Below are 12,461 nucleotides of genomic sequence, written 5' to 3' on the forward strand. Positions count from 1 at the left end.
TTTTACTTGTGCCTTAGTAAAGGTTTACCTAAAAGTTTTTCTTTCATATTCTCCGTTAACGGTTTAGACTTACCAAGATTCGCATCTATATAAACTAACCTGCCTCTTGCTGTAAGAACAACATCAAACTCCCCTTTTGTTACCATATAATGCACATCAAAAGAAGAATTACCTACTTCTTTAGTTTTAACATGAACATTCACTTGGTCTCCAAAAAATAATTGTTTTAAATAATTACATTGGAGATCAGCAACAATGATACCTTCCTCTTTATTACTAAAATCATTGAAAAGTCCCAATGAACGTAAATATGCAATTCTTGCTTCTTCAAAATAAATAAACGGAGACACATTATTCATATGCCCATACATATCCGTCTCAGAAAAACGAATATCTACAGTTATGAAGAATTCAAACTCTTCTGCCCAAGAGCTGAAATCATCTATATACTCAATAGATTTCATCGCAGCTTCCTCCACTTTCCCATATTATATGATGAAGACCCTAGCCTGTTCATTGGTTAGGGTCTTTAATGTTCAAATTTTTATAACGCTTGGTCACTTCCAAAGAAGTTTTTGAATGCTTGAATATTTGTCGCTCTGTTCATTGCTGCAATAGAAGTGGTTAAAGGGATACCTTTTGGACATACTTGAACACAGTTTTGTGAATTCCCACATCCATCAATACCTCCGTCTTCCATTAAGCCATTTAATCGGTCACTTGCATTCATTTCACCAGTTGGATGTGCGTTAAACAGACGAGCTTGCGAAATTGCTGCAGGTCCGATAAAGTTTGAGCTATCGTTAACATTTGGACATGCTTCTAAACATACTCCACATGTCATACATTTTGACAATTCATATGCCCATTGACGTTTATTCTCTGGCATACGAGGACCAGGCCCTAAATCATGTGTACCATCGATTGGTATCCAAGCTTTTACTTGTTTTAATGCATCAAACATACGCTCTCGATCGACAATTAAATCACGTACTACTGGAAACGTAGACATTGGTTCTAAACGAATTGGTTGTTCTAATTGATCAACCAACGCAGCACAAGATTGTCTCGCCGTCCCATTAATCACCATAGAACATGCTCCACAAACTTCCTCTAAGCAATTCATGTCCCACATTACAGGTGTAGTGTTCTCTCCCTTACTATTAACAGGATTTTGTCTGATTTCCATAAGCGCAGAAATAACATTCATATTCTGTCTATATGGAATCTCAAACGTTTCCTCATAAGGAGTCGAATCAGGGCCGTCTTGTCTAGTTATAATAAAAGTAACTTTACTCTGTTCACCCATTTATATTACTCCTCCCCTAGTGTTTTTTAGTATAATCACGCTTACGCGGTTCAATTAAAGAAACATCTACTTCTTCATAGCTAAACTCAGGAGAATTCGATTCTGGATTGAATTTAGCTATGGTGGTTTTCAAAAATTCTTCATCATTACGCTCTGGGAATTCTGGTTTGTAATGAGCTCCACGACTTTCATTTCGATTGTATGCACCAATGGTGATTACACGTGCTAGATGTAGCATATTTTTAAGTTGACGTGTAAACATAACACCTTGGTTACTCCAACGAGATGTGTCATTTATATTAATGTTATCCCAACGCTCTAACAACTCTTTTATTTTTTCATCGGTTTTTAAGAGTTTTTCATTCTCACGAACTACTGTAACATTATCCGTCATCCACTCGCCTAATTCTTTATGAATTTGATAAGCATTCTCCGTACCTTCCATGTTCATGAGTTCATCAAAGCTTTCTTGTTCTGCTTTTTCACGAGATTGGTATAATTCATCAGGTAAATCATCTACATGTTGATCTAAGCCATCAATGTAATCAATTGCTTTTGGACCCGCTACCATACCACCGTAAATTGCTGACAATAGTGAGTTTGCCCCTAAACGGTTCCCACCATGCTGTGAATAATCACACTCCCCAGCCGCAAAAATACCAGGGATGCTTGTCATTTGATTTTCATCAATCCATAATCCGCCCATTGAATAGTGTACTGCAGGGAAGATTTTCATTGGTACTTTACGAGGATCTTCACCAACAAATTTTTCATAGATTTCGATAATCCCACCAAGTTTGATGTCGAGTTCTTTCGCATCTTTATGAGATAGGTCAAGATAAACCATATTTTCCCCATTAATACCTAACTTTTGATTCACACATACATCAAAAATTTCTCGAGTAGCAATATCACGAGGAACAAGGTTTCCATATGCAGGATACTTCTCCTCTAGAAAATACCATGGCTCCCCATCTTTATATGTCCAAATTCGTCCACCTTCACCACGTGCAGACTCACTCATAAGACGCAATTTATCATCACCAGGGATGGCAGTTGGATGAATTTGAATAAACTCTCCATTCGCATATTTTGCACCTTGCTGATATAGTTTACTAGCTGCAGAACCCGTGTTAATCATGGAATTTGTTGATTTACCGAAGATTATCCCAGGACCACCTGTAGCAAATATAGTTGCATCAGATCGGAATGCTTTGATTTCATGTGTTTTAATGTCTTGAGCAACAATCCCTCGACCAATGCCTTCTTCATCAATAACAGCTTCGAGGAATTCCCAGCCTTCATATTTTGTTACTAAACCTTCTACTTCGTAACGACGAACTTGCTCATCTAAAGCATAAAGTAGTTGTTGTCCAGTTGTTGCTCCTGCATATGCTGTACGGTGCATTTGTGTTCCACCGAATCTACGGAAATCTAGTAAACCTTCTGGAGTTCGGTTAAACATAACCCCCATGCGGTCAAACATATGTATAATGCCAGGTGCTGCATCACACATCGCTTTCACCTGTGGTTGATTGGCTAAGAAATCGCCACCATAAACCGTATCATCAAAGTGAAGCCAAGGAGAATCCCCTTCCCCTTTCGTATTAACAGCACCATTTATACCACCTTGCGCACATACAGAGTGAGAGCGTTTTACAGGTACGATAGAAAATAAATCTACTTTTACGCCAGCTTCAGCGGCTTTAATTGTAGCCATTAGTCCTGCCAAGCCACCACCAACCACTGCTACTTTACGATTACTCATATTAATCACTCACTCCTTCTCTTTCAATTAAATTCCATAAGCAAATGTAATTAATGATCTAATTCCAAGATAGCTCACTGCTAAAAATACGCCCAAACACACATAAGTTGAGATACGTTGTGATTTTGGAGTTTGTGTAATTCCCCATGTAACAAGGAAACTCCACAGACCATTTGCAAAATGGAATACTGCAGCAATAACACCAACTACATAGAACCAAAACATGAATGGATTCGTTAAAATACCTTCCATCAGGCTATAATCAAGTTCTGCATTTCCTAAACCTATCTGAACTCTTGTTTCAAATACGTGCCATGCAATAAATACTACAAGTACGATTCCGGTTATACGTTGAAATCTAAACATCCAGTTTCGAAAAAATCCATATCTACGTGTATTCTGTTTTGCGACAAATACAATATAAACCCCTAAAATCGCATGAAACAAAATTGGTAAATAGATTACAAAAATTTCTAACAGTAATACAAACGGTAGGTTCTTCATGAACCCAGCAGCTGTATTGAAACTTTCTTCCCCATACACAGCAAAATGATTAATAAGTAAATGCTGCACTAAGAAGATCCCAATGGGAACAACCCCTAGTAACGAATGCAGTCTTCTGTAGAAAAACTCACGATGCTCTGCCATGTTTACCCCCCTTAGTCAATTGATCACTCAATAATTATGTATACTACTAAACAATAAAGCGCTTTATTGTCAGAAAACGGTGCCTTATCTAAGTAGTACAAAATGTAACATGTTTATTGTACTTCTAACTGTGATTACCGTCAAGAAATCGTCATGAAAATTCTAGTAAAATAAAATATAACTAAAATAACCTCTAAAATTGTCAAGTATACTTGATAAATGTATAAATAATATAGATAATGAGATTAGTTATTTTTATCATGGTAATTTATCATCCCTAAAAAAGAATCAGACAAACGGGATGATTATATCGTGATTGGTCAAATCAATCAGTGGTAAGGCTGATTTTCCCTTTACTAATATAAGTCTCAGTTTATCGATCGTTATATATGCGGTTAAAGAAAGGATGAAATGGATGTCAAAAAAGTACCAAACGTTTGATGTACCTCAATTAGATAATTTACATACACCAGGAGCGGGTTATGACATCCTGCGTTATATTGGATTACCAGAATTATTTGGGGAAGAAAAAGATATATTACTATATTTTTTAGGAAAGAATATTGCTAGAAAGTTTAATATAAATACCTTAGAAGACATTATTTTATTCTTTGAGAAAAGTGGTTGGGGTACACTAGAACTCATAAAAAGTAAAAGAAAAGAAAGAGTTTTCCAACTGTTATCTGATTCAATAGTGCTTCGACTCAGTTCAGAAATAGATACTGAATTTCGTTTGGAGGCTGGTTTTTTGGCTGAGGCAATTCAACAAATCGAAGGAACAGAATGTGAATGTGTGGAGTCGATAAATAAGCGTATTAAACAAGTTGAATTTGCCGTTCACTTAACAGAAGAGTAAATGGGTCCAACAACATATCTAAAATTTTAAAAAAACCACAAGAAATCGTTAAAATTTCTTGTGGTTTTGAGATATATCCAGTACTTATGTTTCATCATCTGGTGAATTTAAATGATTCAATACTAATTCAGCTATATTACTAGGAACTCCAAGTTTTCTCATATCTTCTATAGATGCTTTTTTAATTTCTTTAACTGATTTAAAATGTGAGAGTAAAAGTTTTTTTCTCTTTTCACCAACACCTGGGATCTTATCCAATTCAGATTGAAATAAATTCTTCCCTCTTAATTGACGATGAAATGTAATTGCGAACCGATGCACTTCATCTTGAATTCGTTGGACAAGATAAAAGGCTTGAGATTGTCTTTCAAGCGGAACCACTATAGGTGGCATACCATATATCAATTCACTTGTTTTATGACGGTCATCTTTGGCTAGTCCAGCTAAAGGTATGTCTAAACCTAATTCATCTTCTAACACTTCAATCGCTGCAGACATTTGACCTTTACCGCCATCAACTATAATTAAATCTGGTAACGGTAAGTTTTCTTTCAATACTCGCGTATATCGTCTTCGAACAACTTCTCGCATCGTATCATAATCATCAGGGCCTTGAACATCGCGAATTTTATACTTACGATATTCTTTTTTGTTTGGCTTGCCATCTTCAAAGACAATCATCGCAGAGACTGGATCTGTCCCTTGGATATTTGAATTATCAAACGCTTCAATTCTATGTGGAGTCTCAATACTTAATTGTTCCCCCAAATCTTCTATTGCTTGAATTGTTCGTTCTTCGTCTTTTTCAATTAGTTGAAATTTCTCATTCAAGGAGATTTCTGCATTCTTACAAGCCAATTGTACTAATTCTTTTTTTCTTCCTCTTAATGGTGTATGCACTTGTGTCTCCAGCACTTCAGCTATTAATTCATTGTCGATACCAACCGGAACTAATACTTGTTTTGGTTTCAAATGATTTTCATGTAAATAAAATCTTCCTATAAAGCTAACTATTGTTTCTTCAGGACTATCAAAAAACGGGAAAACACTTGTATCTCTTTCAATTAATTTCCCCTGTCGTATGAAGAAAACTTGGACACACATCCATCCTTTGTCATAACTGTATCCAAAGATATCTCTATCCATTTGGTCATTTAACGTCATTTTTTGTTGTTCCATAGTAGCATCAATATGTTGTATAGTATCCCTTATTTCTTTTGCACGTTCAAAATTCAACTCTTCACTTGCCTTTTGCATTTCACCCGATAAATTTTTTCTTATATCCTTAAAACCGCCCTGTAAAAAAGAGCTGATCTCTTGTACAATTTCTTGATATTCTTTTATAGAAGGTGGATGTTCTGCACAAGCTTTGCATTGTCCCATATGATAATATAGGCATGGTCTTCCTGATGGATTATTGCATTTTCGCAAAGGATACATTCGATCTAGTAGTTTTTTTGTTTCTCTTGCAGCAATTACATTAGGATATGGTCCAAAGTACTTGCCTTTATCTTTTTTTAATCGCCTAGTAACAATTAAACGAGGATGCCTTTCTGAGGTGATTTTTAAATAAGGGTACGATTTATCGTCCTTTAACATGACATTGTATCTAGGGTCATATTTTTTAATTAGATTCATTTCCAAAATCAATGCTTCAATCTCTGAAGAGGTAACCATATATTCAAAATCGCGAATTTCTTGAACTAATCGCTGTGTTTTCCGATCATTCGCCCCCCTAAAATAAGACCGCACTCGATTTCTTAATTTTTTCGATTTCCCAACATAAATAACAGTTCCATTTTTATCTTTCATTAAATAACAACCAGGTTGTTGTGGTAATATAGACAGTTTTCTCTCTATATTTTCATTCATAAGCGTCAAATCCTTTATTCATCGATAAGAAAAATATAAAACATTGCTTGATAGATTTTAATGCTAAGTTAAGATGTAACTCCTTATATAACCTCATTCTCCTAAGTTATACAGTCATACCCCCCCATACATATGGGGTGAGCATGGGCCCTGTCTGTACATTAATCATTGAACTCTACGTTTTCTTTAATCAGAAAATCCCTTATCAGCAATAATGACAGACAAGGGATTTTTCTCTATTTCTTATAATTATACAGGTATTCAGTTACAACACCAAGTAATTTTTACTTATGCGTGTTTGTTTATAAGATCTTCTAGAGCTTCTTTCGGCTGGAATCCAATGACTTGATCCACTACATCGCCGTCTTTAAATAATAGTAATGTCGGGATACTCATAACACCAAATTTACCTGCAGTTTCTTGATTTTCATCTACATCTAATTTAACAATTTGTACTTTTTCTTCCATTTCACCATCAAGTTCTTCTAATACTGGTGCTATCATTTTACAAGGTCCACACCACGGTGCCCAAAAGTCAGCCAATACAAGACCTTTTGAAGTTTCTTCTGTGAAGTTTTGGTCAGTTACATGCTTAATAGCCATTATTTGTTACCTCCTTAAAAACATTTTCATCAAGCTTCATCTAAAGCTTATTATGAGTATATCACCCATGACATATACTTCCTAATAGTTTGCTTATTTTATGTAATAAAACTTAATTTCATTTTCCTATATTCTGTAAGAGGAAATGGAATATTGCCATGTATGATTTCCATTATAGACGATTTTTTCTACCGAAATTGTTGTCTTTTTAGATAAATAATATTTAAGACAATAGGGTTTGCTTGATTAATTTATGTCATTCAAACCCTATTGTCTCTGTTTGTTACATTGCTACTTTAACTTTTTTTACTTCTTCAATCAACAATGGAATTACTTCAAATAGATCTCCAACAATACCATAATCCGCTACATTAAAAATATTTGATTCTGGATCTTTGTTTATAGCAACAATCACTTTCGAATTAGACATACCGGCTAAGTGTTGAATCGCTCCAGATATTCCTACTGCAATATATAAATCAGGAGTTACTACTTTACCAGTTTGACCGATCTGAAGAGCGTAATCACAGTAATCTGCGTCACATGCACCTCGTGAAGCACCAACTGCTCCTCCAAGTATTTCCGCTAATTCATATAACGGCTTAAAGCCATCTGCACTTTTCACACCTCTACCACCTGCTACAATTACATTTGCTTCAGATAAATCTACTCCTTCAGATGCTTTTCTAATAACATCCTTAATCACAGTTCGTAAATCACTAATATCCACATCCACAGAGCTAACTTCACCTGATCTCGATTCATCTTTGTCAAGAGCAGGTATATTATTGGGACGTATCGTTATAAAAGTAATTCCATCAGTGATTACTTTTTTTTCAAATGCCTTTCCAGAGTAAATAGGGCGTACAAATACACCATCATCTTCTATATCTACCACATCTGATACAAGTCCAGTGTTTAATTTACTTGCAATTTTCGGTGTTAAGTCTTTACCAATCGAAGTGTGTCCCATTACTATTCCTGTTGGTGATTCATCATTAACCACTTTCATAACTGCTTGCCCGTATCCTTCTGATGTATACGTTTTCAAATTATCATGAGAAACTACAATCACACGATCAGCACCATAAGCAATTAATGATTGACCTTGGGTTTCGATATTTCCGCTACCTAAAAGCAATCCTACAACTTCTGCATTAGCATCAATTTTTTTAGCTGCTGCAATCGCTTCAAATGAAACATTACGTATCTCGTCATCTCTTAATTCACCAATTACTAAAATTTTGTCACTCATTATTTAAGCCCCTTTCTGCAATCAAACACTAAAGTACTTTTTTCTCGTTTTTCAATAAGGATACTAGTTCTTTCACTTGATCAGCAGGTTCTCCTTCTAAAATCTTGCCCGCTTCTTTTTCTGGGGGAAGATATACTTCTACTGTTTTTGTTTTTGCTTCCACATCATCTTCATCCAAATCTAAGTCATCCATTTCAATTTCTTCCAATGGTTTTTTCTTCGCTTTCATTATCCCTGGTAACGAAGGATAACGAGGTTCATTTAATCCTTGTTGACATGTAACTAGCAGAGGTAAACTTGTTTCAACAATCTCAACGTCACCTTCTACATCTTTTTCAATAGAAACTGTCTCACCATCAATTTTCAGGCTAGTTATTGTTGAAACATAAGGAATGTCTAATAGTGCTGCTAAACGTGGCCCCACCTGTCCACTTGCTTCATCAATGGCTACATTTCCAGCAAGAATCAAGTCTACTTCTTTCCCTTCAAAAAATGCTTCTAATATTTTAGCGGTAGTATATTGATCTCCATCTTCAATATCTTCTTCTGTATTTATCAACACAGCTTTATCGGCACCCATTGCTAGTGCAGTACGTAGTTGTTTTTCTGATTCTTCATCACCAACCGTTACTACAGTAACCTCTCCACCATGTTCATCACGTTGTACAATTGCTTCTTCAACTGCATATTCATCATAAGGATTGATAATGTATTCTGCACTATCATCTTCAATTCTACCGCCTGAGACAGTAATTTTTTCTTCTGTGTCAAAAGTTTTCTTTAAAAGTACATATATATTCATCTAGCTTCCTCCTAAACTAAGAATCTACTATTTATCTTGGAAATTTGGTCTACGTTTTTCAATAAATGCTGTAACGCCTTCTTTTGCATCATCAGAACCAAATAATCTGCCAAATGACTTTGCTTCTTCCGTAACACCATTTGCGAATTGATCTTTATTTGCATAAGGTACTAAGTGCATTACTTCATTTATGCCTGGCTTGCTTTTCATTGTAATTTTATTAGCTAGTTCCATCGCTTTTGAAAGCAATTGTTCCTCGGTGACTACATGGTTTGCGAGCCCCCAGTCAGCTGCTTGTTGTCCACTAATAGGTTCACCAGTTAATATCATTTCATATGCTCGGGCATTTCCTATATGTCGTGGTAATCGTTGTGTACCTGCAAAGCCAGGAATAATACCCAAATTCATTTCCGGTAATCCTAACTTTGTATTCTCAGTTACTAACCGAATATGACAAGACATTGCAAGTTCAAGCCCCCCACCAAGTGCTGCTCCATGAATAGCAGCAATAACAGGGATAGAAAAATGTTCTACACGATCAAAAACTTTTTGACCAGCGGTAGCAAGGGATTCATATTCAGATGCATGTTGATATCCAGTAAATTCTTTAATATCTGCACCAGCAGAAAAAAATCTACCTTCACCAGATATAACAACCGCCTTCGCTTTCCCCTCTTCTTCTATTTGATTGAGTCGTTCATTAAGCTGTTCCAATAAAGCCCCGGATAATGCATTGGCAGGTGGACTTTGAATAGTCAGACAGGCAACTTGGTCTTTTAATTCAAAAGCAATTTTCGTCAATATTGGCACCTCCTATAGTTAATCCATTCCATATTAAGATTCATATACTAACGCACCAATTATCATAGCGTGTACCTCAGGCACCATACGAATCAAATCATATTTCTGTTCCTTCATTACCCAGTTCGTAACAATTTCATCTAAGGTCCCAAATATCATCTGCCTTACAAGTGGAATATTTAAACCTTCACGAAATTCACCTTGGTCCACGCCTTCTTGGACAATGTGATCGATCATGGTCAAATATGGTTTTAATACTTGATTAATCTGTAGGCGTAAAGATAAATTCGATTGTCTTAATTCTAACTGAGTTACAATCGCTAAATGGTAGTCTGCAGATAATTGGCTGAAATGCATTTCTATTAGTTTCAACAATTTGTCAGGCACATTGCTTTTTCCTTCAATGGCATCTGCTATTTTGTCTACAAATTGCCCCATTTTTTGTTCAAAAACAGATACTAATATATCTTCTTTATTTTTAAAGTAAAGGTAGATCGTTCCATCTGCGACACCTGCCTCACGAGCTATCTTAGATACTTGTGACCCATGATAGCCATTTTCAGCGATAACTTTAACTGCTGCTTCGATTATTTGATGATATTTTGGTTTTTGATTATTCATGATTATCTCCTTAAGATGTGTTTCGTTGTACTGAGTGAATGATCATTCATAATTTAAATATACATTCCTCGAATTATTCTGTCAATAGAAAGCTTGTCTATATTTTAAAGAAAAAAGAGCACTAGGCTCATCATTTAAACGGATGAAACTTCTTCTTCTGTTTGTTTTTCTTTCTCTTCATCAATCAATTTTCTTCGTAGTATTTTTCCTACTGCTGTTTTTGGTAATTCATCACGGAATTCATATATACGGGGTACTTTATATGCTGCTAAGTGTTTTCTGGAGTATTCATTTAACGCTTCTTCTGTTAAATTAGCACCATCTTTTAATACAACATAGGCTTTTACTGTTTCCCCTCTATAAGGGTCAGGGACACCTGCAACAACTGCTTCCTGAACAGAAGGATGTTCATAAAGAACTTCTTCCACTTCTCTAGGATAAATATTATATCCACTTGCAATAATCATGTCTTTTTTTCGATCGACTACATAAAAATAGCCTTTTTCATCCATATAACCCATATCACCGGTCAATAGCCAGCCATCTTTTAGTACTTTCGCTGTTTCTTCTTCGTTTTTCCAATATCCCTTCATAATTTGCGGTCCTTTTACTGCTATTTCTCCGACCTCTCCAATGTCAGCTGGTTCTAATTCACCATCCATTTTAAAAATGGTTGCATCTGTATCTGGCCAAGGTACGCCAATGCTTCCATTAATCCTCTCTTCCCAAATAAAATTTGAGTGAGTTACGGGGGATGATTCAGTTAAACCATATCCTTCAACTAATTTTCCACCTGTCACTTCTTCAAACTTTTCTTGTACTTCAATTGGAAGTGGTGCTGATCCACTAATACAAGCCTCTATAGAAGATAAATCATATTTTTCTAAATCTGGATGGTTAAGTATACCAATATAAATCGTTGGAGCTCCTGGAAACAGATTAGGTTTCTGTTTATCAATTGCTTTTAATATATCTGTAGCATTGAATTTAGGCATTAGAATAATTTTTGAACCTTTTTTTATTGAAAAGTTCATTACCGTAGTCATTCCATATACATGAAAAAACGGTAATACACCGAGTACAACATTTTGTTTTTCAGAATCTGAATTCACTATTTTATACAACCACGTTTCACACATCTGTACATTCGAAGTAAGATTATAATGTGTCAACATAACTCCCTTTGGATAACCAGTAGTCCCGCCAGTATATTGTAATAATGCTATATCCTCTTCTGGATCAATAGTTGATTCTAAATAATCAGCAACTGAATGTTCCATTATTTTTTGCCAAACATGCGTGTCATTGCTTGCTTCTACTTTCACTACCATATTATATTCTTTCTTTTGGATGAATGGATAAATCAGGTTTTTTGGAAATGGGAGGTAGTCCTTAATACCTGTAACAATTACATGATCTAATGAAGTATGACTTCGTACCTGATTTACTCTCGGTAATAAAATGTCTAAACAAATAATTACCGTTGCCTCTGAATCATTCACTTGATACGTCAGTTCTCTTTCGGTGTATAAAGGGTTTGTTTGTACCACTACTGCTCCGGCCATTAAAATTCCATAGTAGCTGACTACCGCTTGTGGAGTATTTGGAAGCATAATGGCTACTTTATCTCCTTTTCTTACACCTATGGATTGAAGATAGTTTGCCATTTTTTTTGCTTCATCATACAATGATTGATAACTTATGTCTCTCCCCATAAAATGAAGCGCTTTCTTTTGTCCGTACATTTTTGCACTTTCTGCCAAATCATCATAAAGCGGCCTTTTGACATAATCGATGGTTACTGGTATTTCCTTAGGATAACGACTATGCCAAACCTTCTCTTGTTTGACCATATTAATTCCTCCTTTAGTTAATACTATAACCATTATACCGATTAATTTCTATTTTTTGAATTTTTATTTATAT

At 35.4% G+C, this 12,461-nt stretch carries 12 protein-coding genes; 1 reads left to right on the forward strand and 11 read right to left on the reverse strand.

Going from position 1 to position 12,461, the window contains the following annotated elements; all coding sequences use genetic code 11:
- Positions 1-2: 2 nt before the first annotated feature.
- The 4 genes from C794_RS11195 to C794_RS11210 all read right to left on the reverse strand — a co-directional run bounded on the left by C794_RS11195 (position 3) and on the right by C794_RS11210 (position 3,725).
- Positions 3-464: an acyl-CoA thioesterase gene (locus tag C794_RS11195; protein ID WP_017797224.1), complete on the reverse strand. Its 462-nt coding sequence runs from the start codon at positions 462-464 to the stop codon at positions 3-5.
- Positions 465-544: 80 nt separating this feature from the next.
- Positions 545-1,309, reverse strand: a complete 765-nt coding sequence (gene sdhB, locus C794_RS11200) for a succinate dehydrogenase iron-sulfur subunit (protein WP_017797225.1) — start codon at positions 1,307-1,309, stop codon at positions 545-547.
- A 16-nt stretch (positions 1,310-1,325) separates the two neighbouring features.
- Positions 1,326-3,077 (reverse strand): succinate dehydrogenase flavoprotein subunit, encoded by a 1,752-nt coding sequence (gene sdhA, locus C794_RS11205; RefSeq protein ID WP_017797226.1) that lies wholly within the window; start codon positions 3,075-3,077, stop codon positions 1,326-1,328.
- Positions 3,078-3,104: 27 nt separating this feature from the next.
- A complete protein-coding gene (locus C794_RS11210; RefSeq protein WP_017797227.1) occupies positions 3,105-3,725 on the reverse strand; it encodes a succinate dehydrogenase cytochrome b558 subunit in 621 nt (206 codons plus the stop codon).
- 415 nt (positions 3,726-4,140) lie between these two features.
- Between C794_RS11210 and C794_RS11215 the strand changes: the two genes are divergently transcribed.
- Positions 4,141-4,581: a YslB family protein gene (locus C794_RS11215; protein ID WP_017797228.1), complete on the forward strand. Its 441-nt coding sequence runs from the start codon at positions 4,141-4,143 to the stop codon at positions 4,579-4,581.
- A gap of 84 nt (positions 4,582-4,665) precedes the next feature.
- Here C794_RS11215 and uvrC read toward each other — a convergent pair whose 3' ends face one another.
- The 7 genes from uvrC to C794_RS11250 all read right to left on the reverse strand — a co-directional run bounded on the left by uvrC (position 4,666) and on the right by C794_RS11250 (position 12,388).
- Positions 4,666-6,453, reverse strand: a complete 1,788-nt coding sequence (gene uvrC, locus C794_RS11220) for an excinuclease ABC subunit UvrC (RefSeq protein ID WP_017797229.1) — start codon at positions 6,451-6,453, stop codon at positions 4,666-4,668.
- A 288-nt stretch (positions 6,454-6,741) separates the two neighbouring features.
- Positions 6,742-7,056, reverse strand: a complete 315-nt coding sequence (gene trxA / locus C794_RS11225; RefSeq protein WP_017797230.1) for a thioredoxin — start codon at positions 7,054-7,056, stop codon at positions 6,742-6,744.
- Between the two features lie 283 nt (positions 7,057-7,339).
- Positions 7,340-8,311 (reverse strand): electron transfer flavoprotein subunit alpha/FixB family protein, encoded by a 972-nt coding sequence (locus tag C794_RS11230; RefSeq protein ID WP_017797231.1) that lies wholly within the window; start codon positions 8,309-8,311, stop codon positions 7,340-7,342.
- A gap of 28 nt (positions 8,312-8,339) precedes the next feature.
- Positions 8,340-9,113 carry an electron transfer flavoprotein subunit beta/FixA family protein gene (locus C794_RS11235; RefSeq protein WP_017797232.1) on the reverse strand — a complete coding sequence of 258 codons (774 nt, stop codon included), beginning with the start codon at positions 9,111-9,113 and terminating at the stop codon, positions 8,340-8,342.
- Between the two features lie 27 nt (positions 9,114-9,140).
- On the reverse strand, positions 9,141-9,914 hold the full coding sequence (locus C794_RS11240) for an enoyl-CoA hydratase (protein ID WP_017797233.1): 774 nt from the start codon (positions 9,912-9,914) through the stop codon (positions 9,141-9,143).
- A gap of 33 nt (positions 9,915-9,947) precedes the next feature.
- Positions 9,948-10,535 carry a TetR/AcrR family transcriptional regulator gene (locus C794_RS11245; protein ID WP_017797234.1) on the reverse strand — a complete coding sequence of 196 codons (588 nt, stop codon included), beginning with the start codon at positions 10,533-10,535 and terminating at the stop codon, positions 9,948-9,950.
- A 134-nt stretch (positions 10,536-10,669) separates the two neighbouring features.
- A complete protein-coding gene (locus C794_RS11250) occupies positions 10,670-12,388 on the reverse strand; it encodes a long-chain-fatty-acid--CoA ligase (protein ID WP_017797235.1) in 1,719 nt (572 codons plus the stop codon).
- Positions 12,389-12,461: the final 73 nt, after the last annotated feature.

It is taken from the genome of Oceanobacillus kimchii X50, assembly GCF_000340475.1.
In the GTDB taxonomy this organism is placed as follows: Bacteria; Bacillota; Bacilli; order Bacillales; family Amphibacillaceae; genus Oceanobacillus; species Oceanobacillus kimchii.

What these genes read in the sequence shown, in the direction of transcription:
- C794_RS11195 (WP_017797224.1), bottom strand. Translation starts at nt 464, where the DNA reads ATGAAATCTATTGAGTATATAGATGATTTCAGCTCTTGGGCAGAAGAG.
- sdhB (WP_017797225.1), bottom strand. Translation starts at nt 1,309, where the DNA reads ATGGGTGAACAGAGTAAAGTTACTTTTATTATAACTAGACAAGACGGC.
- sdhA (WP_017797226.1), bottom strand. Translation starts at nt 3,077, where the DNA reads ATGAGTAATCGTAAAGTAGCAGTGGTTGGTGGTGGCTTGGCAGGACTA.
- C794_RS11210 (WP_017797227.1), bottom strand. Translation starts at nt 3,725, where the DNA reads ATGGCAGAGCATCGTGAGTTTTTCTACAGAAGACTGCATTCGTTACTA.
- C794_RS11215 (WP_017797228.1), top strand. Translation starts at nt 4,141, where the DNA reads ATGTCAAAAAAGTACCAAACGTTTGATGTACCTCAATTAGATAATTTA.
- uvrC (WP_017797229.1), bottom strand. Translation starts at nt 6,453, where the DNA reads ATGAATGAAAATATAGAGAGAAAACTGTCTATATTACCACAACAACCT.
- trxA (WP_017797230.1), bottom strand. Translation starts at nt 7,056, where the DNA reads ATGGCTATTAAGCATGTAACTGACCAAAACTTCACAGAAGAAACTTCA.
- C794_RS11230 (WP_017797231.1), bottom strand. Translation starts at nt 8,311, where the DNA reads ATGAGTGACAAAATTTTAGTAATTGGTGAATTAAGAGATGACGAGATA.
- C794_RS11235 (WP_017797232.1), bottom strand. Translation starts at nt 9,113, where the DNA reads ATGAATATATATGTACTTTTAAAGAAAACTTTTGACACAGAAGAAAAA.
- C794_RS11245 (WP_017797234.1), bottom strand. Translation starts at nt 10,535, where the DNA reads ATGAATAATCAAAAACCAAAATATCATCAAATAATCGAAGCAGCAGTT.
- C794_RS11250 (WP_017797235.1), bottom strand. Translation starts at nt 12,388, where the DNA reads ATGGTCAAACAAGAGAAGGTTTGGCATAGTCGTTATCCTAAGGAAATA.